The organism is Pseudomonas sp. (assembly GCF_049645325.1).
GTDB lineage: Bacteria > Pseudomonadota > Gammaproteobacteria > Pseudomonadales > Pseudomonadaceae > Aquipseudomonas.
The window spans coordinates 1-20,806 of sequence record NZ_JBARTQ010000255.1; the positions used below are offsets into that span (position 1 = coordinate 1).

The 20,806-nt window shown below is 60.8% G+C and carries 15 protein-coding genes and 2 pseudogenes; 10 read left to right on the plus strand and 7 right to left on the minus strand.

Features of this window, described 5'->3' with window-relative positions; all coding sequences use genetic code 11:
- Nucleotides 1–733: hypothetical protein (locus WBB95_RS11025; RefSeq protein WP_424487620.1), on the plus strand; the 733-nt coding region annotated here is incomplete at its 5' end.
- A gap of 704 nt (nucleotides 734–1,437) precedes the next feature.
- Here WBB95_RS11025 and WBB95_RS11030 read toward each other — a convergent pair.
- The gene (locus tag WBB95_RS11030) at nucleotides 1,438–1,923 is read right to left on the minus strand and encodes a hypothetical protein (protein ID WP_424487621.1); all 486 of its coding nucleotides are present in this window, start codon (nucleotides 1,921–1,923) and stop codon (nucleotides 1,438–1,440) included.
- Nucleotides 1,924–2,056: 133 nt separating this feature from the next.
- Between WBB95_RS11030 and WBB95_RS11035 the strand changes: the two genes are divergently transcribed.
- The 4 genes from WBB95_RS11035 (at nucleotide 2,057) to WBB95_RS11050 (ending at nucleotide 6,372) form a co-directional block, all read left to right on the plus strand.
- Complete coding sequence (locus WBB95_RS11035) at nucleotides 2,057–2,935, plus strand: AraC family transcriptional regulator (RefSeq protein WP_424487622.1); 879 nt, start codon at nucleotides 2,057–2,059, stop codon at nucleotides 2,933–2,935.
- A gap of 102 nt (nucleotides 2,936–3,037) precedes the next feature.
- Nucleotides 3,038–4,378: a CHASE2 domain-containing protein gene (locus tag WBB95_RS11040; RefSeq protein WP_424487623.1), complete on the plus strand. Its 1,341-nt coding sequence runs from the start codon at nucleotides 3,038–3,040 to the stop codon at nucleotides 4,376–4,378.
- A 37-nt stretch (nucleotides 4,379–4,415) separates the two neighbouring features.
- Nucleotides 4,416–4,781 carry a hypothetical protein gene (locus WBB95_RS11045; RefSeq protein WP_424487624.1) on the plus strand — a complete coding sequence of 122 codons (366 nt, stop codon included), beginning with the start codon at nucleotides 4,416–4,418 and terminating at the stop codon, nucleotides 4,779–4,781.
- Nucleotides 4,782–4,794: 13 nt separating this feature from the next.
- Nucleotides 4,795–6,372: a M48 family metallopeptidase gene (locus WBB95_RS11050; protein WP_424487625.1), complete on the plus strand. Its 1,578-nt coding sequence runs from the start codon at nucleotides 4,795–4,797 to the stop codon at nucleotides 6,370–6,372.
- Between the two features lie 6 nt (nucleotides 6,373–6,378).
- Here WBB95_RS11050 and WBB95_RS11055 read toward each other — a convergent pair.
- The 3 genes and pseudogenes from WBB95_RS11055 to WBB95_RS11065 all read right to left on the minus strand — a co-directional run.
- Nucleotides 6,379–6,986 (minus strand): annotated as a pseudogene (locus tag WBB95_RS11055) (SDR family NAD(P)-dependent oxidoreductase); the annotation flags it as partial.
- Nucleotides 6,983–7,203, minus strand: a pseudogene (locus tag WBB95_RS11060) (tautomerase family protein). The pseudogenes WBB95_RS11055 and WBB95_RS11060, both read right to left, overlap by 4 nt.
- Before the next feature lie 203 nt (nucleotides 7,204–7,406).
- Nucleotides 7,407–8,693, minus strand: coding sequence for an OprD family porin (locus tag WBB95_RS11065; protein WP_424487626.1), 1,287 nt, complete (start codon nucleotides 8,691–8,693; stop codon nucleotides 7,407–7,409).
- Nucleotides 8,694–9,103: 410 nt separating this feature from the next.
- Between WBB95_RS11065 and WBB95_RS11070 the strand changes: the two genes are divergently transcribed.
- Complete coding sequence (locus WBB95_RS11070) at nucleotides 9,104–11,191, plus strand: TonB-dependent receptor (protein ID WP_424487627.1); 2,088 nt, start codon at nucleotides 9,104–9,106, stop codon at nucleotides 11,189–11,191.
- A gap of 62 nt (nucleotides 11,192–11,253) precedes the next feature.
- Here the strand turns inward: WBB95_RS11070 and WBB95_RS11075 are convergent, their stop codons facing one another.
- The 3 genes from WBB95_RS11075 to WBB95_RS11085 form a co-directional block, all read right to left on the minus strand.
- On the minus strand, nucleotides 11,254–11,466 hold the full coding sequence (locus tag WBB95_RS11075; RefSeq protein WP_424487628.1) for a hypothetical protein: 213 nt from the start codon (nucleotides 11,464–11,466) through the stop codon (nucleotides 11,254–11,256).
- A gap of 235 nt (nucleotides 11,467–11,701) precedes the next feature.
- A complete protein-coding gene (gene aguA, locus WBB95_RS11080) occupies nucleotides 11,702–12,808 on the minus strand; it encodes an agmatine deiminase (protein WP_424487629.1) in 1,107 nt (368 codons plus the stop codon).
- A gap of 121 nt (nucleotides 12,809–12,929) precedes the next feature.
- Entirely contained in the window at nucleotides 12,930–15,833 is a 2,904-nt protein-coding gene (locus WBB95_RS11085; RefSeq protein ID WP_424487630.1) for an aminotransferase, read from the minus strand.
- A gap of 152 nt (nucleotides 15,834–15,985) precedes the next feature.
- Here WBB95_RS11085 and rfbB point away from each other — a divergent pair, with 152 nt between their 5' ends.
- From rfbB to WBB95_RS11105, 4 genes are all read left to right on the plus strand, one after another.
- Nucleotides 15,986–17,068 carry a dTDP-glucose 4,6-dehydratase gene (rfbB, locus tag WBB95_RS11090; protein ID WP_424487631.1) on the plus strand — a complete coding sequence of 361 codons (1,083 nt, stop codon included), beginning with the start codon at nucleotides 15,986–15,988 and terminating at the stop codon, nucleotides 17,066–17,068.
- Between the two features lie 61 nt (nucleotides 17,069–17,129).
- Nucleotides 17,130–18,938, plus strand: a complete 1,809-nt coding sequence (locus WBB95_RS11095) for a sensor histidine kinase (RefSeq protein WP_424487632.1) — start codon at nucleotides 17,130–17,132, stop codon at nucleotides 18,936–18,938.
- Nucleotides 18,935–20,320, plus strand: coding sequence for a sigma-54-dependent transcriptional regulator (locus WBB95_RS11100; RefSeq protein WP_424487633.1), 1,386 nt, complete (start codon nucleotides 18,935–18,937; stop codon nucleotides 20,318–20,320). Before WBB95_RS11095 ends, WBB95_RS11100 begins: the two co-directional genes overlap by 4 nt.
- A 26-nt stretch (nucleotides 20,321–20,346) precedes the next feature.
- Entirely contained in the window at nucleotides 20,347–20,802 is a 456-nt protein-coding gene (locus WBB95_RS11105; RefSeq protein ID WP_424487634.1) for a YiiD C-terminal domain-containing protein, read from the plus strand.
- Nucleotides 20,803–20,806 lie beyond the last annotated feature (4 nt).

The following is a 20,806-nucleotide window of genomic DNA, read 5'->3' on the forward strand; positions in this document are numbered from 1 at the left end:
CCTAAACCCCGTGAGCGGCTTTCCGAAACCCGTGACCAATATTGAGAGCTTTATATATCATTTAGACTGCAGTTATCGGTTCATGAGCCTATGCAATGCTGTCAAAGCAAATCCATATCTGAAGTCACACATAAAAGAATGCAGCTCAAAAGAATACCTAGAAGTTTCACAACTATTAGTGGCGCACTGTGGATTCGAGCACCCTTATGACTTACCACAGCTTGTAAAAAAATGGAAGGACGAACAAAAAATAATTAGCGAGCTTCTAGAAGGACATGAGAACAGCCACTATTCTGAAGGGAATTCAGTAGTTAAAATTTTGTTTGCCAATTTTTTATCTTTCAACCTGGATAAGCTCAAGTGCCCTGAATTTTTTTGCTGGACAGGAAAGCATCTGGCTAGGAAAAGTGGAGGCTCGCACCTAGATGGTGGGTACGAGAAGGTTTGGCTCCGTAACCTCTCCCTCTTCACAGACAGTGCAGATGAGCAAACTATTGTCCCAAGGCTTTTCCCATGGAAATCAGAAGAAAATATAAAGAAAGCGTTTAATGATTTTTACGGTGAGAACATGATGAGTTTTATGGGAAGTCAATGGGTGATTCAAGACGGAAAATTTAACTACGACTTCTCTTGGCTAACGGAGCAAACAGACGAAGACGTAATAGAGAATAAAGTAAAATCTGTATTTGAAGCTCTATACGGGATCAATCCAAGCGAAATTAAACACACTTAAGGTCTCTGCGCATTCTGGCCAGCCAATAATGAATGGTGCTTTAGCCAGCTTATACACATTGCGGCTTTAGCACCAAAACATTACTTACACATAAACCTTTAAGCTGCCACATCTAACAGCACCCCCTCTGTTTGTAGACAGTATGAATAGCAACCTATACATTGGTTTGAACGCACCCATAGCCCTTTGCGAAATCCGTTACAGACTATCGGCGCACTCCCAACCAATATCACAGGATAATTTTAGGGATAGTATGAAATATCAGCATAACAAAACATGATTGAATTCATTAGTTTAAGATTCCTTTTGACTCCTGGTGCCGCACCATATAAGACAAAGCCCTCACAGAAATGTGAGGGCTTTGTTGTTTCTGGGGCTTGAAAGTCCGCCATGCCACGAAATAGAAGGGTTTCAGGCACTTCAGCCAAACCTTTTCACCACCACCTTTCCCTTTATACGAAATTATGGCTGGCCAATAATTATTGCCTGCTCATAAAAACCACTTCACCACGCCACCCTCCCCGCAGTCACAACCAATGCCGCGACCGAGCCTAAGAACCCCCACCAAAAGCGCCACCCATTCGTCACGCTGAGCCATAGACCACACATGGCGTGGCCCGCATGACATTACCGCGGGCAAACCCGACTCCCACAGAAAAACGCCCCAACCTGAAAAGGACGGGGCGTTTTTTATGGTGGGGCTTTCAGGCGAATTGCCAGCCCTTCCTGCGCAGATAGACCATCTGCGCGGCCACGCCGATGACGAGCGCCACCGCGATGCTGCCTTGTGCGCCGAGCAATATCGGTGATTGCAGGTCGGTGACGAAGGGGTGGCCGTCGGGCACGCGGCGCAGTGTTTCGGAGACGGTGGGTATCATTAAAAAGAATGCTGTCAGGCTCAGGAAAATTGTTTCGAGGTACACGCGGGCGCGTCCCAGCCAAGTGACGTATCCCACGCCATAACCGGCCAGCAGCAGTGCAAGGGTGATGAAGCCGATGATCTTGCTGACGGGTTGGTGGGCGACCAGGAATACGGTGAGTGCGCCGATCAGCATCGAGGCGAGGTAGAGCAGGCCGGGGGTTGAGCGGGGGACGATGCGGCCGTGGCGGATAAACATGTAGGCCGCCAGGGGGATGGCGGGCAGGCTGCCGAGGGTGTGTATCCAGCCGAGGGCGGAGATGCCGAACATGTGAGGTGCTCCCAGGTAATTGGATGATGTGCAAAAACGGCCAGTGCTGGAGATTGCTCCAGCGGGTTCGTTCTGGCTGCGTGAGCGCGTTATGATCTGGGGCTCAGCTTAGTGAAGGCGTGGGTAACCTGACATGATGAATCCCCTTGAAAACTTGATCATTCATCCGGAAATGAAGCTGGAGGGACTGGCCAAGGGCGATTTGCTCTCTCAGGTGTTGGCGCAGATCCGCCTCACGGGCGACCGTGTTTACTCCACTGCGCTGAACGCTGCGCAGTGCCTGGAGCTCGACCCGCAGAGCGCGCATATCTGCGTGGTTCAGCAAGGTGAGCTGCTTCTCGAAGGCGTTGATCAGCCGGCGGTGACGCTGGCGCAAGGTGACATCATTCTGCTGCCTCACGACCCGTCGGGTATCACCATCGCCGCCCGTGACGGGCCAGCGACGGTGGTGATCTGCAGGTTCTGGTTCGACGGGAACAGTTTCCAGGCGATGCTGTTTGCCCTGCCTCGGCTTATCCACATCCGCAAAGCCGAGGCGGCGGATTGGGCCGAAGGCATCCTGCATTTCATGTTGCTCGAAGCCAATGACTCGCAGCCGGGTGGGGCGTTGATGATCTCGCGGCTGATCGACCTCACGGTGATTCGCATCCTGCGCACCTGGGTGCACCAAAGCACCGCTTCAGGTTGGCTGGGCGGGTTGTCGGACGCGCGTATCGCGCGGGCACTGAAGGCCATCCACGAAACCCCGGGGCGACAATGGAACATCGCCGCACTGGCAGAAACGGCCGGCATGTCGCGGTCCAATTTCTGCGACCGTTTCAGCTCGCTGGTAGGACGCTCGCCGCTGCGTTACCAGAATGAATGGCGGTTGCGGTTGGCGAAAACCATGTTGTCGAAACACGACAGCCGCATCGGGGAAATTGGCTTCGCCATTGGTTATGAGTCCGAAGCCGCGTTCAGTCGTGCCTATAAAGCCTTTTTTGGGCGTTCGCCACGCGAGGATAATGCCTAGCTCAAGCGACATGCATGGCACTTAGCCACTTTTCTGATTGACACCCCCTCCCCGCTCCGTTAAAACCCTGCCTCGCTTGTGCTTATTGTCGAGACATGGACGTTGTCGAACCTTCCTCTTTTCAACCGTCGCCGTTATTGGCTGGCGGCGTTTATCGTGCTGTTGGCGATCCTCGACCCTTTCGGCCTGGCCAGTTCCAGCGATAAGGCGTCGGCGCAGTGGCTCAACCGAATGTTCGCCGGCCACTACTCCAACGCGGGGCAGCGGCAGGTGGTCGTGGTGTTGATCGATGACGCCTACCTGATGCGCAATGAAACCTCGTGGCCGATGCCTTATGGCGAGCAGAGCAAGCTGTTCAAGCGCTTGCTGGCCTTCAAACCCAAGGCTGTGTTTGTAGATTTGCTCTACAGCCACGACCACTCTTTCGGCGACCCGGCGCGCGGCAGTCAGTTGCTGGCGAATGTGTTTGAGCGCTATCAGCGCCAAGGCATTCCGCTGTGGCTGGCGAATATGGGCGTGGCGCGGGGTGACGCCGGCCAGGCCAATACGCTGGCACCGTTTGCCGAGGTCAGCCGCCCTGGCCTGGTGGCGTGGGAGGGTGTGGACGACAAGTACCCACTGGCGGTGCAAACGCCGATCGGGCTGATGGAAACCCCCGCCATGGCGCTGTATCGCCAGTTCTGCACGACGCAACCATGCACGTCGCCGCCAGTGGCAGCCCAGGCTGCGGCTGCGCAACAACCGATCGCCGTGCAATGGGGCCTGAACCTGGCGCCAGAGCAGGCGCGGATTGCCGATGTGCGCCATTGCGCACCGCCGCGGCATTTTGTCGTGGCCGCGGTGGCACAGTTTTTCCAGGCGGTGTTCTGGAAACTCGACGACTCAGCCATGGCGCGCTGCCCTTATACGCTGACGATAGCGGCCAGTGACCTGGAGGTCAGCGACCCGCAAGATCAGGCACTGCTCGCCGAGTTGCTACGTGACCGTCTGGTGCTGGTCGGGGCGAATATCACGTCCACCGGTGACCTGGTGGAATCACCGGTGCATGGTCAGTTGCCCGGCGTTTACCTGCACGCGATGGCCTTGGACAACCTGATCAATTCAGGCATGGACTACGACCATGAACCTGCCGACTTTCCCCACCTGCCCTTCAATTGGCTCGACCTGTTGCAGCTCGGCCTGCTGGCGTTGATCGCTGTGTGCAAGGCGCTGCATGCGCGCCAAGTGGCGGGCCATCGCGCCTGGAGCCGCTGGCAACAATTGGAGAAGCGTTTTTTTACGTCGCCGTACAGGTCGTGGCTGTTGGTTATGTCGGCACTCGGGTTGCTGAGCCTGCTGCTGGGCCTCAACCACATCACCCCGGTCAACGTGCTGGGGATCGTTTTACTGTCGTTGGTGCTGTTCAGCGAACGGGTCGAAGCCTTCTTCGCCCGGGGTCGCTGAGTGCGCCGCTTAGTCGTTTAATTCAAGGAAACCAAGGATGAACAGAAGTCTGATCGTGTTGCTCGCCGCCCTTTTCACTCAGGGCGCCTGGGCAGAAACCCACAGTATCAAGGCATTTTTGGCCGACCCCGTGGCCGTGCTGGATGAGCAAGGCAAACAACAGCGCGAACTGCTGAAAAAAGATGCGCCCACCCAACCGCTGCCCGTGCTGCAGTACAACAAGGCGCTGGATCTGGTGCAGGTGGAGCTGGCTGGCCAGAAGGTCTGGCTGGACACCATGGACCTGCGCATCGAGCCGCCATTGAACGTGGTGGACCTGCCCTGCCAGGGCCTGACCAAGAGCCAGACCAAAGACAGCCGCAATAACTCCACCATCGGTTTTGGTGCGGGCTGCAATCAATAAAAGGAGCGTTGCGGTGAAGGGATCTCTATTGGCGGCCAGCCTGCTGGCCAGCACGCTACTCAGTGGGTGCGCGACGTTGAAGGGCGCCGACCAGGCGTTCCTGAATCTGGTGGGGCCCTCGACCCAGTCGCGGGTACAAGGCCACTACGTGGATAACACCGACGTGCGCCAGTACTACAAACTCGACCCGCAGCGCCAAAGCCAGCAACGCCTGAGCTACGACGGGCACGCGGTGCCGGCGGCCGAAGCGCGCCAGCAGAACCTGGTGGATATCCCGATGTTGCAGGTGTACCTGCAGAGCATTGTCGTGCGCCTGTCCAAGGGCTGGCCGGGTGAGTTGCCGACGTTGCAGGTGAAGATCACCGACAGCTACAGCTTCGGCCCCTCGGCGGACCCTTACGGCAACCTGTTCGTGCCACTGGGCATGCTCGACAACGTGGGCAGCGAAGACGAAATCGCCGCGATGCTCGGCCATGAAATGAGCCACGTGTTGCTGCATCACCACGACCGCAGGGCTGCTTTCCAGCAGCAAAAAGAGATGTTCACCACGGTCGCCTCCACGGTTGCCCTGGCCACCATGGCCGCCGACACCGGCGTGGACCGCAGTTCCGGCACCATGAAGCTGTTCAGCAAAGACCCGGCCGGCACCCAGAAAACCATCGGCAATACCGTGCTGTATACCGCGCTGGCCAATACCTTTTCCGACCATGTATGGAGCACCGCCTGGGGCCGCACCCAGGAAGACCAGGCCGACCTGCTCGGCACGGATTTGATGATCCGCGCGGGGTACGCGCCTCGCGCCGCCAGCCATAGCCTGGAGCGCCTGAATGACTTCCAGGGCAAGCAAAAACCGTTGCTCACCGGCTTCCTGGCTGCTCGCAAAACGGCCATGCAGGACTCGCTGCAACAGTTCAACCTCAACCAATTCACCAAAGAGCTCGACGTGCTGGTCAAGGACGGCCTGACCACGGGCATTACCGCGACCACTCAGTACTTCAACCGCTCGCACATGTCTGCCACGGACCGCGACACCGAGCTGCGCCAGTACCTGCAGCGCGAATATCGCCAGGAGCGCCGCGCCCGCATCAACACCGCGGGCTGGGCGAGCATGAAGAATACGCCGCAGGTGGCCAAGGCCATGCAGGGTTACAAAGACGCTTACTTCGCCATCGACGCCCTGGAAAAAAACAAAGTGCCCGAAGCGGATGGTTTTATCCGCAAAGCCTTGGCGTCCCCGGTCAAGGATCAGCCCGGCATTCGTCGCACCGCGTACACCGTGCGCCTGGCCCAGGGCAATAGCAGCGCGGCCTTGAACGAGTTGCAAGCGATCAAGGACTGGAGCCTCGCCGGCCCTTCGACCTATGACCTGATGATCAGCTACCACCTCAAGCGCGGCGACGGGCAATCGGCGCTGGCGATGATCGACAAGGCCGAACGCAACCTGGGGTCTGAAGAGCTGTTCATCACCGAAAAATTGCTGGCTAACCAGCAACTGCAGAACGCACAGCAGGTGCAAACCGTGCTGCGCAAGTGCGAGCAATACCCGACGCGCAAGGAAAACTGCAAGAAGCTCGCGCCGGTCAAAGCCTGACGCTTGGTGCCCGGCGCTTTGCCCGCCGTCCACGTGGAGAATCTCGCCGGTTACAAACCCGGCGTTCTCCAGGTAGATGATCGCCTGGGCGATATCACTCACCTCCCCATGTGCCCGACCGGGTGCAACTGCCCCAGCGCCGCGTGGGTTTCTTCACCATGCATCGGCGTCTTGATAATCCCCGGGCTCACCGCGCTTACCCGAATCCCGCGTTTGGCGTACTCGATCGCCAAGGATTTGGTCGCCGAATTCAGCCCGCCCTTGGTCAGGTTGGCGAGCACCGAAGGCACGCCGTCAATGGCGTGATCGGCCAGGCTGGTGGTGACGTTGACGATGTGGCCGGCGCCGTGTTTTTCCATCTCGGCGATGGCGAGTTGGGTGATATAGAAGAAGCCGTTGAGGTTCACTGCCAGCACGTTGGCGTAGTCGTCCGGGGTGTAGGCGGTGAAGGGTTTGGCAATGAAGATGCCGGCCACGGTGTGAATGTTCGGGTCAGTCGAGGGCTGGATCGAGCGCGACGTCGCGACGACGCGGTAATCCAGCGCGCGGTAGGCCTGGACCACCGCGGCGCCGATGCCTTGGGACGCGCCGGTGACGATGACGACTGTGCTCATGATGCTTCTCCGGGAAGGGCTTGGGATTTGCGGTATTCGGTGGTGGTGATGCCGGCGTAGCCCCAGTTATCGGTGTCGATTTCTTCGATGACGATAGGGGTCAGGTCCGGGCGTTTGTTAGCACGCGTTCGAGGGTTTCGGTGAACTCGGCAATGACCTGGGCTTTTTCCTCCGGGGTCACACCGTCTCGGGTGATGCGCAGGCTGACAAAGGGCATGACAGTGGCTCCAGTGACCGGCCATCGGAGTGATGGGCCGGCAGTGGGGCCAATTTAGGCGTGTGCCTTGAGGGGATAAAGGTGGGCTGGAGCACTTCATTAGTGATGCGATGTAACTAATATACGGCCAGCGCGCAGGCATAAAAAAACCCCGAACCAGTCGGGGCTTTTTATCGCCTGGCATCAGGCGCGACAGCGATCAATTAGAAAACGTTGATCGGGTAGTCGGCGAACAGACGGATTTCGTTACCGCCTACGTTGTAGTTGCTGGCGTTGTTGGAGACGCGCAACCAGGACGCACGCGCACGCAGGCTCAGGTCTTTGGCTGGGCCGCTCTGTACCACGTACTTGAACTGGTTCCAGATTTCACGCTCGGTACCATCGCCACGGCCAGTGCCGTCGTCGATGTTGGTACCGCGCACGTAGGCAACGTTGTAGGTCAGGCCCGGTACGCCGAAGGTGGCGAAGTCGATGCCATAACCGGCTTGCCACGAACGCTCGTCCTTGCCGTTGAAGTCGGACCAGTAGGAGTTGGCCAGCAAGATGGTATTGCCGCCGTCGCCGATGCCGCCAGCGTTGCGGTAGCCGCCGTACAGGTAGCCAGTGTCACCGGTGCTGCGCTGGTGAGCAATGGTGAAGCTGTGCGGGCCGACAGCCCAGGTAGCGCCCAGGCTCCAGATTTTGTTGTCGCGGGCGTCTGCATCACCTTGGTTTTCCAGGGCGAAGCTCTTGTCCAGCTTGGTCTTGTAGCCGTTGAAGTCAAACGTCAGCGACTGCTTTTCTGGCAGGGCCAGCACGTAGTTGACGTTGACGTATTGCTTCTTCAGCACGTCCTGCATGTTGGAGGCGTACAGCGCGGCCGACAGGCTTTCGGTGAATTTGTAGCTACCGCCAATGTAGTCGATGCTTTTCAGGCGGCCGCTGTCGCTGCCTTCGGCGCTCTTGCGAGCTTCCTTGGTGAAGTGGCCAGCGTCCAGTTGCAGACCGGCGATTTCCTTGGACACGATCGAGGTGCCCTCGAAGGTTTCCGACAACAGGCGGGAGTTGTCGTACTCCAGAACCGGCACGGCGGGCATTTGCTGACCGTACTTGATCACGGTGTTGGAGATGCGTGCCTTGACGGCTGCGCCGCCCTTGGCCAGGTCATCCGCGGCTGCGCCGCTGTCACCTTGCTTGAAAAAGTCGATACCGCCAGCGCCGCTGCGGCCTTTGCCACCGTCCAGACGAATAGCGTATTGGCCGATCACGTCCACACCCACACCGACGGTGCCTTGGGTGAAGCCGGACTCGAACTTGCCGATGAAGCCTTGACCCCATTCAGCTTTGTCTTGCTTGCCGTTTTTGTAATCGCGGCTGATGTAAGCGTTACGTGCAGCGATGTTCAGGTGGCTGTCTTCAACAAAACCCTTGGATTGCTCCTGGTCGTTAGCCATTGCCTGAGTGGCGCTCAAAATCCCCAGAGCGATCAGACCCATCCGTTGCTTCAACATTTCTTATATTCCTTATTACTGGTTGAGTACGCGCTGTGACACCAGGCTCCGTGTCGCTTTTCTGGTGTCGACTTTTTCCGGAAAAAAGAAGGCCCGCGGACGACTGAACTGCCGCGGGCCTTTTTTTATTGGATGAGTCATGGCGGTTAGCCACAGGCGTTGGGCGCAATCCTATGCGCGCGTTGAACTATGTGTCAATTTCGTGAATCGTCTGTATTTAGGCGAAAAAAGTCTAAGCGGTGCGTACCAGGGCCTTCGCGTGAGCCTTTAAAACCATCCGATTCGTCAAGAAAACACATGATGTAACATTTTTAAGGCTCGGCATGTTTGGGAATAGATAACGCGCGTAAATGCAAAGCATTACCATTCGCGCGCATTTTCTTTCCCAAACTTTTTGGACACCTTTCACCATGCCTGCCTCTCGCCTGACGCCTATTACCCTTGGGCTTTCCGTTCTGCTGTCTGCTGGTTTTGCATCTGCCGCCACGGTCTTGCCCGAAACCTCGGTCAGCGCCGACGCTGACGAAGACGACCCACGCGTCAGGGCAACCAGCACTGCCACGCGCACCGCGACACCGGTGCGTTATGTGCCCCAGGCCATCGATTCGGTCAAAACCGAAAGCCTGCGCGCTTACGGGACCAATGACTTGGGCCAGGCATTGAGTGGCATTCCCAACGTCAGCAGCGGCGCCGACACGCGCTTCGACAGCCTGCGCATCCGCGGTTTCGACGCCAGCAACGACTTCTACCTGGACGGCATTCGCGACGACAGCCAATACGTGCGCGACCTGCACAACATCGAACGCATCGAAGTGCTAAAAGGCCCGGCCGCCGTGCTGTACGGGCGAGGCGGCCAAGGCGGCATCGTTAACCGCGTCAGCAAACTGCCCACGGCGGGCCATAAGTCCAGCATCGAGGCCCAAGGCGGCAGCCAGGATTTGCGCAGCCTGTACGCCGACCTCAGCACCGACCCGACCGACACCCTCAGCCTGCGCCTGAACATGGGCAATCAGGACAACAACAGCTTCCGCGACGGTGTGAGTGGCAACCGCCAGTTGTTTGCGCCATCGATGAGCTGGCAACTCACGCCCGATTTGAACTGGCTGGTGCAATACGAATACAGCCGCTACAACCGCACGCCGGATCGCGGCATTCCCGGCGTCAACGGGCGCCCGGCGGACGTGAGCCGCAGCACCACCTATTTCGACAGCCGCGACTACATCGACGACAAATCCCAGTCCCTGCGCTCCAAGCTGGCCTATGAGCTCAACGACAACTGGCAACTGCGCCACACCCTCGGCGTGTTCAAGCTCGACAGCGATTTCGACAACACCTACCAGACCGGCTACGACCCGAAAACCAACAAGGTCACGCGCCAGCGCTGGCAACAGGACCTGACCACCCGCAACGTGTTCAACAACCTTGAGCTGGAAGGCGGCGTCGACACCTTCGGCTTTGAACATCGCCTGCTCACCGGCGTTGAGTTGGGCAGCCAGCGCCGCGACCCCACGCTGTACACCGCCACCGCCGTCAACCGCGGCGGCCAGGCCGTGCCGAGCCTGGACCTCAACCAGCCCAATCGCCACCTGAGTCACACCGGGCGGATGAGTACGTCGAGTGACAACCACACCGAAGTCGAAAGCCGCGCCCTGTATGTGCAGGACCAACTGCGCCTCAACGATCAGTGGCAACTGCTGGCCGGCCTGCGTTACGACCACTTCGAAGTGGACACCACCAATAAACTGCTCAACACCCGGCAGGACGTGAATAGCCACAGCACCAGCCCGCGCGTGGGCCTGGTGTGGACGCCGCTGGAGCATCACTCGTTTTATGCGTCCTGGAGCAAAACCTTCTCCCCGGCAGGCGGCGGCTTGATCGGCATCACCCCGAATGCCGCAGGCAGCGTCAACGACCTGAGCCCCGAGCTGACCAAGCAAAAGGAGATCGGCGTGAAGAGCGACTGGCTCGACGACCGTCTCAGCACCACCCTGGCCGTGTACGAGCTGGAACTCTACAACCGCCGCACCAGCGACCCACTGGACCGCACCATCACGCTGCTCACCGGCATGCAACGCTCACGCGGCGTGGAGCTGACAGCCACCGGCAAGATCGTTGGCAATTGGTACGTACGCGGCGGCATCGGCCTGCAGGATGCCAAGGTCGAGAAAGACAACAACGGCTTTGAAGGCAAGCGCGTCAGCGACGTGGCCAAGCGCAATGGCAGCCTGTTCATTACCTGGAAACCGGAAATGGGCTGGTACGCGGAAACCGGCCTGACCCTGGTGGGCGATCGCTATGCCGACAACCTCAACACGGTGATGCTGCCGGGTTATGGCCGCTGGGATGCGCTGGCCGGGTTCCGTCAGCAGGACTGGGATGTGCGTGCGGCGCTGAACAACATCGCCGACAAAAACTACTACGCCTCGGCGACGAGTGCGGCGCAAATTCAGCCGGGCGAGCCGCGCAGTTTGGTCGTGACCGGCACCTACAGCTTCTGAGTCTTGCGCCCGTCCGTGTGGGAGCTGGCTTGCCTGCTCCTACATGTTGTCCCTGGTGTGCTTCAGTTGTGCATCAACTCACACAGCGCCTGCATTTCATCCTCACTGAACAACCCGACCGGGTAACGTTCACTCATCACGCTGCGCAGGTCAGCGTGCCTGGCCTGCCGTGAGCCGTTTGCCTTCAACCAGAGCGCCAGCGCCTGGATCGCGTCACCGTTGACCCGCATCGGGTGGAACGGGCGCGTGTAGATCAGGTTGATATCGGCATTCATTTCAGCGCTCTCTCCTGCTGCGTGAGCGGCTAACTTACTCAAGGTTTGTGACAGAACTGTGCAGTCATCACCTTGGGTCACTGTGGCAACACCGATACAAGAGCTATGCCAATGTCCCGTGTTTATGGGCATTCGGACACAAAAAAGCCCGCGACCGTGCTGGGTCGCGGGCTTGCTGTCAGTGTCACAAGCGGGTGGCTTTAAGCCACTATCCAAGCCGCTGTTACAACTGCACTCAGTTTTTGTGCGGCGCTGGCTGCTGTTGGGTCAGGCAATGGATATTGCCGCCGCCCAGTAACAGTTCGCGGCCCGGCACCATGACCACCTCGTGCTGTGGAAACAGGCTCTGCAGGATCTCCTTGGCCTGGTTGTCCAGAGGGTCATCAAAGCTTGGCGCAATGATGCCGCCGTTGACGATCAGGAAGTTGACGTAGGAACCGGCCAACCGCACGGTCGGGTTGCGCTCCTGGCTGCCATCCACCGGGTCGACACCGGCGCATTCTTCTTCCGTCGCATACAGCGGGCCCGGAATCGGCATCTTGTGCACTGTGAACGAGCGGCCCTTGGCGTCAGTGCTGCTTTGCAGCACGTCCATGGCGGCATGGCAGCGCGCATGGTTCGGGTCTTGCGGGTCATCGGTCCAGGCCAGCAACACTTCACCCGGGCGCACGTAGCAGCAGAAGTTATCCACATGGCCATCGGTTTCGTCGTTGAACAGGCCGTCCGGCAGCCAGATAACCTTGTCCACTGCCAGGTTGTCGCTGAGCACGGTTTCAATTGCAGCGCGATCAAGGTGCGGGTTGCGATTGCGGTTCAGCAGGCATTCTTCGGTGGTGATCACCGTGCCTTCACCGTCGACATGGATCGAACCGCCTTCAAGCACAAAACCTTCGGTGCGGTATCGCGACGCGCGTTCGATCTCCAAGATCTTGCCGCCCACCTGGGCGTCGCGGTTCCACGGCGCATACAGGCCGCCGTCAAAACCGCCCCAGGCGTTGAAGTCCCAGTTCACGCCGCGCACTTCGCCGGAGTTGTTGATCACGAAGGTCGGGCCGGTGTCCCGAACCCAGGCGTCGTCGCTGGACATTTCCACCACGCGGATATTGGGCACGTCCAAACGCGCGCGGGCGTTTTCGTACTGGCCGGCGGACACCGCCACGGTCACCGGTTCAAAGCGGGCGATGGCCTTGGCCACGGCCACATGCGCCGCCTGCGCCGGCTTGCCGCCCAGGCGCCAGTTGTCCGGGCGCTCGGGCCAGACCATCCAGGTTTGGGTCTGTGGCGCCCATTCGGCGGGCATGTGGAAGCCATCGGCGCGAGGTGTGCTGTGCAGGGTGGTCATGGCGATCAAGACTCCGAATGGGGTGAAGGCCGACTTTATAACGGATAAAAATCGGCTTTAAAAGCGATAAAAAAGCATAGTCGATAAATATTACAGCTAATAATCGATAACAATCGACTAACTACAGTTGCTCATTCAGCACCTTCGACAGCATGTCGACGAAGAAGTCCACACTGTGCCGGGACGTCACCATCGGCGGTTTGATCTTCAGGATGTTGAGATAATCGCCGGTCGGCTGCATAAAAATCCCCAGCTCCCGCAGGCGGTCACACAACACGGCGGTTTCTGCGGTGGCGGGCTCCAGGGTGTGCCGATCACGCACCAACTCCAGGCCCAGATAGAAGCCGGAGCCATGAACTGCGCCCACCAGCGGGTGGCGGTCGAGCAGCGCTTCCAGCCGCGCCTTGAAATGGCCGCCCACGACCTGGGCGTTTTCCCACAGATTTTCTTCCGCCATCACATCCAGCACCGCCAGGCCGATCCGACAACTGACCGGGCTGCCGCCCGATGACGAGAAGAAATACCCTTCGGCCTCCAGCGCCTCGGCGATGTCGCGCCGAGTGATCACAGCACCCAGCGGCTGGCCGTTACCCATGCCCTTGGCCATGGTGATGATGTCCGGCACCACGCCCTGCTCCTCAAAGCCCCAGAAAAAATGCCCCATGCGGCCATAACCCACCTGCACTTCATCGGCAATGCACACCCCGCCTTGGGCGCGCACCAACCCGTATACGCTTTGCAAATACCCCGGCGGCAGCGAAATACCCCCGGCATTGCCATACACCGGCTCGCAGATGAAACCAGCCAACTGGCGTTCATTCGCGGCGATTTTCGCCAGGTTGTGTTCCACGCTTCGCACATAGTCCGGCGCGCTGTCCTGCCCGCGAAACTCGCCGCGGTAAGTATTCGGCGCCGTTACCGGGTGCACCCACTCCGGGCGGCTGCTCAGGGCCTGGGGGTTGTCGGCAATCGAGGTGGACACCGCATCCGCCGCCACCGACCAGCCGTGGTAGGCCTCCAGCACGCTGAGCATGTCGCGCCCGCCGCTGTAGGCCCACGCCAGGCGGATCGCGAGGTCATTGGCTTCGGTGCCACTGTTGACCAGAAACACCCGGTCCATGCCCTCTGGCGCCAGCGCCAGCAGACGCTCGGAAAACTCGGCGATCGCCGCGTAGTGGAAGCGCGAATTGGTGTTGAGCAACGACCATTGCCGCGCCGCCACCGCTGCCATGCGCGGGTGGCCGTGGCCCAGCACGGCTACGTTATTAAGCATGTCGAGGTAGGAACGGCCCTGCATGTCGATCAGGTGGTTGCGCCAGCCGCGCTCGATGCGCGGCGGGTCGACGTAATAGTGCTTCTGTGAACGGGCGAAACTGGCGTCACGCCGCGCCAGCAAGGCCTCGGGGTCCAACTCGGGCTCGGCATCGCAGGCAAGGCCCAGCAGCACGGCGGGCGACGGGCACAGCGCCTGCCAGGCGGGCGCTCGGGACGGCGTGCAGAACAGCGGCGGCTCAAGGTCGGCGCGGCATAATTGCACGGTCAGCGGCGCATGGACGTCGCCGATGATTTGCCCTTTCACCAACTGCGCGCCCGGCTTCAACGCGGTTTTCACCCCCCACAACCGCACGCTCAACGGGCCGTCCTGCAAGCACAGCAGGCCATCGGCGCCATGGTGCAACGTCGCGGCAAACGGGGCTTCCAGCACGCTGCCATGGGGCAGGTGCAATTCCACATGCAGTGGGAATGTCTGCGGCTCGACGGCACTGTCGGGTTGAGTGCGCGACAACCGATATTGCCCATACCGGCTGGCGGCCAGCCCATGCACCGCCGCCGCTTCATCCAGCAATCGCCGGTCGATGCCGGGCTGCTCCCAATTGCCAGCGTCGAAGTGCGGGCTGAGAACGCCCAAATCGATCAACGCAAACTCACGCCCCACCAGGCCGGGCAACAAGGGTGCGAAGTCCTGGCTGGGCATTGGCGGCAATGCCTCACCGACACAACGCAGAATCGCCGCCTCCATCAATTCAAACGGCACCGACGTCGCCACATGGAAGATTTCCCACTCGTGCTCGGCGTTTTTCAACAGGTAAGTGTTATCCGGGTCCAGGCGTTGCTGCTGTTCACTGCTCAGCACCAGCACCGCCGCACGGGCGACGATCAGCGGCCACAGCGCCTGCAACTCTTCGCGCTGCAACGGGGTAACCGCATGACAGGCCTGGATCGCCGGCAAGATGGCAAACGGGTCGCCGTCGGCATGGTGCAACAAGGCCGCGCAGGTCACCGACAGGTCGGCAATACGCCAGGTGTGCACCAGGTCGCCGAAATCAATCACGCCCTGGAGTTGCCAGTGCCGCTCGGCGTCGCGCTGCCACATCACATTGTCATCGGTGATGTCCATGTGCACCGCCTGCCACGGCAAGTGCGGCGCCAAGGGCTGGATGCGCGCCTCTAGCTGCTCGGCCAGCTGTTCCAGCGCCGCGCGATGGGGCAGGTTTTCCAGGGTTGCCAGCAAGTGGGTGATCAACGCCTGCGCATGACGCGGGTCCCATTGCAGGGTGCGCTCCAGCCCTGCGTGCTGAAAAGGCGCGAGCGCGAGGCTCATCCGCCCGCACAAATCGCCAAAGCCTGCGATCACATCGCGGCCAAGGTGCGGCAGGTGGGTCAGGGGTTGGCCTTCGATATAGTCCAGCAGCCGCAGGTGCAGGGTTTGCCCGTCGACCACCACGGTCAGCAGCTCTTCCCCGGTGCGGGCGCGGATAACGTTTGGCACGCGCACATGAGCGCGCAGGTGATGCAGGGCCGCGTGCTGGGCCTGCAACTCAACGGCGGCGTAGTCGCCCCGGCAGATTTTCAGCACAAAGCGGCCACGATCGCTGTCGACGCTGTAGTTGAGGTCTTGCTGGCTGCCCAGCGACTGCAATGTGCCCGTCAGGCCGTAATGCTGCGCCAGCAGTTGGGCGGCCTGATCAGGGCCCACTTGCGGGCAAGGCAGACTGGCACGATGGATCAACGTGGCGAGCAACATTGTGGCGACCTCAGCTTTTTCAGGCGTCTATATCGCCACTGTTCAGGGGCTTTAATCAACCCCTCACGCTTGCCGCGCTTGCGCCCGTCCGGTTCACGACTCAAGCTATGCGCCTTTCGCCCAGTGTCCCGTCTAAGGAAAAGGCCCTCGACATGCGCATTCTTATAACCGGCGGTGCCGGATTCATCGGCTCCGCCCTGATCCGCCACCTGATCCAAAACACCGAGCACGAAGTGCTCAACCTCGACAAACTGACCTATGCCGGCAACCTGGAGTCGCTGACCAGCATCGCCTCCAACAGCCGCTATGAGTTCGTCCAGGCCGACATCATCGACCAGGCCGCCGTCAGCGCCGTGCTCACGCGTTTCGAGCCCCAGGCGATCATGCACCTGGCGGCCGAGTCGCACGTCGACCGCTCCATTGATGGCCCGTCGGATTTTATCCAGACCAACATCGTCGGCACGTACAGCCTGCTGGAAGCCACCCGCGCCTACTGGCAGACGCTGGCCGAACCGGCCAAAAGCGCCTTCCGTTTCCACCACATCTCCACGGATGAGGTGTACGGCGACCTGCACGGCGTGGACGACCTGTTCACCGAAACCACCTCCTACGCCCCAAGCTCGCCGTATTCGGCCAGCAAAGCGGCCTCCGATCACTTGGTCCGCGCCTGGCAGCGCACCTACGGCCTGCCGGTGCTGTTGACCAACTGCTCGAACAACTACGGGCCGTTCCACTTCCCCGAGAAGTTGATCCCGCTGGTCATCCTCAACGCCCTCGCGGGCAAACCGCTGCCGGTCTACGGTGATGGTTTGCAGGTGCGCGACTGGCTGTTCGTCGAAGATCACGCCCGCGCACTGCTCAAAGTCGTGACCGAGGGTGTAGTCGGCGAGACCTACAACATCGGCGGCCACAACGAACAGAAGAACATCGACGTGGTGCGCGGCATTTGCGGCCTGCTCGAAGAGCTGGCACCGCAACGCCCGGCCGGCGTGGAAAAATTCACCGACCTGATCACCTTCGTCAAAGACCGCCCGGGCCACGACCAGCGCTACGCAATCGATGCCAGCAAGATCGAGCGCGAGCTGGGCTGGGTTCCGGAAGAAACCTTTGAAACCGGCCTGCGCAAAACCGTGCAGTGGTACCTCGATAACCTCGAATGGTGCGGCCGCGTGCAGGACGGCAGCTATCAAGGCGAGCGTCTCGGCAACAGCGAGCCTAAAGACCTGATCGCATAACCAAGGCATCAGGCACCACAGCTAGGCATAATGCGCCTGTACCCACAGGCGCATGACTCCCATGACTCCACCCCTCCCGCGAAGACCCCGCTGGCGCAGCCTCGCCCTCCTGGCGTTGTGCCTGGCGCCGCTGCTGTGGCCGCTGGAGCATTTGGCCGAGCGCTACTACCGCAGTGAACTGGCCGGGCAAAACCGCCAGACCCTCGACCTGTACGTCGCCAACCTGTTGGGCACCTTGCACCGCTATGAAGTGCTGCCGCAGATCCTCGGCGACCTGCCCGCCCTGCGCATCGCGCTGGACGCGCCGCACATCAGCACCAACCTGACCAATGCCAACCTGCTGCTCAAAGATGTCGCCGCCCAGGCCGGCGTGGAAGTGATGTACCTGATGGACACCACCGGCAAGACCCTCGCGGCCTCCAATTGGGACAAACAAGACAGCTTTGTCGGCCGCAATTTCTCGTTCCGTCCGTATTTCAGTGAAGCCATGGCCGGGCGCCTGGGGCGCTTTTTCGGCCTGGGCACCACTTCGGCCAAGCGCGGTTACTTCTTCGCCGCCGCCGTGCGCGATGGCGACAACGTCATCGGCGTGCTGGTGGTCAAGGTCGACCTGGACCACACCGAAAGCCTGTGGGGCAACACCCCGGAACAACTGCTGGTGACCGACCACAATGGCGTGGTGATCCTGACTTCGCGCCCGCAATGGCGATTCCGCGCCACCCGTCCGCTGACCGCCGAAGAGCGCCAGGCGATCATTGCGATCCAGCCCTACCCGACCCGCGATCCACAGCCGTTGGCGCTGAGTTCCACGGCATGGTTGCGCCAGTCCACCGCCATCGCCGAAACCGGCTGGACCGTGGAAATCCTTGCGCCGCGCTCACTGATCAACCGCCCCGTGCGCACCGTGGTGGCCATCGGCGGCGCCACGCTGCTGGTGGTGATGCTGTTGCTCGGCTTGATGATGCAGCGCCGTCGACACTACCTGGAACGCATCGCCTTCGAAGCCAAGGCACGCCGCGAGCTGGAAGCCCGCGTGGTCGAGCGGACCAGTGACCTGGAAGGCCTCAACCGTCGGCTGAAACAGGAAGTGCTGGAGCGCGAACACGCCCAGCAGGAATTGGTACGCGCCCAGGACGACCTGGTGCAGGCGGGCAAATTGTCGGCGCTGGGGACCATGTCAGCGAGCATCAGCCACGAGCTCAATCAGCCTTTGGCGGCGATTCGCAGCTACGCGGAAAACGCCGAAATTCTGCTCGACCATGAACGCACCAACGACGCCCGCGGCAACCTCAAGCTGATCAGCGAGCTGACCGGGCGCATGGCCTCGATCATCGCCCACCTGCGCGCGTTCGCCCGCCGCGACCGCCATGCTCCGGAAAGCGTGGCCTTGCAACCGGCGCTGGACGATGCCCTGGCGTTGCTGGCCAAGCGGCGACGGTCGATGGAGGTCGAGTTGATCCGCGATTTGCCGGAGGCGACGCTGTGGGTACAGGCCGGCGAAACCCGCCTGCGCCAGGTGCTCGGCAACCTGCTGGCCAACGCCCTCGACGCCCTTACCGAAAAAGGCCCGCCACGCAAACTCTGGCTGAGTGCCCAAACCACCGAACAGGGCGTCAACCTGTACATTCGCGACAACGGCCCGGGCTTTTGCATGGAAGCCCTGGGCCGCGCCAGCGAGCCGTTCTACACCACCAAAACCCGCACACAGGGGTTGGGGTTGGGCCTGGCGATCTGTGACACCTTGATGCGTGCCTTTGGCGGCGAACTGCTGTTCGCCAACCACAAGGAAGGCGGCGCGCTGTTAACCTTGAAATTGCGTGCCGGCTCGCCGGGCGTCAGTCTGCAACCGTCCGAGGACCGCAGTGTATGAGTATCGATAACCAGATCCAGGTGGTGTTGATCGACGACGATCCCCACTTGCGTCAGGCCCTGTGCCAGACCCTGGACCTGGCCGGGCTGAAAGTCCTGCCCCTGGGCGAGGCCACCGGCCTCACTGCGCGCCTGTCCCGCGACTGGCCGGGCGTGGTGGTCAGCGACATCCGCATGCCCGGCATGGACGGCCTGGAGCTGCTCGCCGAACTGCATGGCCAGGACCCGGAGCTGCCGGTGCTGTTGATCACCGGCCACGGCGACGTGCCGCTGGCGGTGCAAGCCATGCGCGCCGGGGCCTATGACTTCCTCGAAAAACCCTTCGCCAGCGACGCCCTGCTCGACAGCGTACGCCGCGCCCTGGCCCTGCGCCGCCTGGTGCTGGACAACCGCAGCCTGCGCCTGGCGCTCAGCGACCGCCAGCAACTGAGCACACGTCTGGTGGGCCACTCGCCGCAAATGCTGCGCTTGCGCGAGCAAATCGGCGCATTGGCGGCGACCAAGGCCGACGTGCTGATCCTCGGCGAAACCGGCGCCGGTAAAGAAGTGGTGGCCCGCGCGCTGCACGACCTGTCGAGCCGGCGCAGTGGGCCGTTTGTGGCGATCAACGCCGGCGCGCTGGCTGAATCGGTGGTGGAAAGCGAACTGTTCGGCCATGAACCCGGCGCGTTTACCGGCGCGCAGAAACGCCGCATCGGCAAGTTCGAATTCGCCAATGGCGGCACACTGTTCCTGGATGAAATCGAGAGCATGAGCCTGGACGTGCAGGTCAAACTGCTGCGCCTGTTGCAGGAGCGCGTGGTCGAACGCCTGGGCGGCAATCAGCTGATCCCGCTGGACATCCGCATCATCGCGGCCACCAAGGAAGACCTGCGCCAGTCCGCCGACCAGGGCCGCTTCCGGGCCGACTTGTATTACCGCCTCAACGTCGCGCCGCTGCGTATTCCGCCGCTGCGCGAGCGTGGTGAAGATGCGCTGATGCTGTTCCAGCACTTCGCCGACGAAGCCAGCAGCCGCCACGGCCTGCCGTTGCACGAGTTGCAACCGGGCCAGCGCGCATTACTGTTGCGCCATAGCTGGCCGGGCAATGTGCGCGAATTGCAGAACGCCGCCGAGCGGTTTGCACTGGGCCTGGAGCTGGCGCTGGACAACACGCCGGACAACCCTGCCGCCGGCGTGCTGACCTCCACCCCGGGCGGCTTGAGCGAACAGGTCGAGCAGTTCGAAAAAAGCCTGATTGCGGCTGAACTGACCCGCCCCCACAGCTCCGTGCGCAGCCTTGCCGAAGCACTCGGCATTCCGCGCAAAACCCTTCACGATAAGCTGCGCAAGCACGGCCTGAACTTCGCCGACAGCGGCAACCACAGCACTGACGACGAATGACCCCGACCACCTGCCAAGAGGCCTCCATGAGCCGCGACAGCCGTTACCTGGAATCCATCCTTCACCACGACATTCCCCTCACTCGGGAAATGGGCCTGAAGGTGCTCGACTGGCAACACGGGCAACTGCAGCTGCACCTGCCCTTGCAGGCCAACATCAACCACAAGAGCACCATGTTCGGCGGCAGCCTCTACTGCGGCGCGGTGCTGGCCGGCTGGGGCTGGTTGCATTTGCAGCTGCGCGAGGAAGGCATTGAAGACGGGCATATCGTGATTCAGGAAGGGCAGATCAGCTACCCGCTGCCGGTGACGCGGGACGCAACGGCGGTTTGCCCGGCGCCGGATGAGAAGGTGTGGAAGCGGTTTGTAGCGACCTATAAGCGTTATGGCCGCGCGCGGTTGGCGTTGCAGACGTGGATCGTGAATGAGGGCAGTGAGGAGCGCGCTGTGGCCTTTACCGGCCAGTACGTCCTGCATCGCTGAACGC

Coding starts and splice junctions, on each gene's coding strand:
- WBB95_RS11070 (WP_424487627.1), top strand. CDS start 9,104: ATGCCTGCCTCTCGCCTGACGCCTATTACCCTTGGGCTTTCCGTTCTG.
- aguA (WP_424487629.1), bottom strand. CDS start 12,808: ATGACCACCCTGCACAGCACACCTCGCGCCGATGGCTTCCACATGCCC.
- WBB95_RS11095 (WP_424487632.1), top strand. CDS start 17,130: ATGACTCCACCCCTCCCGCGAAGACCCCGCTGGCGCAGCCTCGCCCTC.
- WBB95_RS11105 (WP_424487634.1), top strand. CDS start 20,347: ATGAGCCGCGACAGCCGTTACCTGGAATCCATCCTTCACCACGACATT.
- WBB95_RS11035 (WP_424487622.1), top strand. CDS start 2,057: ATGATGAATCCCCTTGAAAACTTGATCATTCATCCGGAAATGAAGCTG.
- WBB95_RS11085 (WP_424487630.1), bottom strand. CDS start 15,833: ATGTTGCTCGCCACGTTGATCCATCGTGCCAGTCTGCCTTGCCCGCAA.
- rfbB (WP_424487631.1), top strand. CDS start 15,986: ATGCGCATTCTTATAACCGGCGGTGCCGGATTCATCGGCTCCGCCCTG.
- WBB95_RS11075 (WP_424487628.1), bottom strand. CDS start 11,466: ATGAATGCCGATATCAACCTGATCTACACGCGCCCGTTCCACCCGATG.
- WBB95_RS11100 (WP_424487633.1), top strand. CDS start 18,935: ATGAGTATCGATAACCAGATCCAGGTGGTGTTGATCGACGACGATCCC.
- WBB95_RS11030 (WP_424487621.1), bottom strand. CDS start 1,923: ATGTTCGGCATCTCCGCCCTCGGCTGGATACACACCCTCGGCAGCCTG.
- WBB95_RS11045 (WP_424487624.1), top strand. CDS start 4,416: ATGAACAGAAGTCTGATCGTGTTGCTCGCCGCCCTTTTCACTCAGGGC.
- WBB95_RS11065 (WP_424487626.1), bottom strand. CDS start 8,693: ATGTTGAAGCAACGGATGGGTCTGATCGCTCTGGGGATTTTGAGCGCC.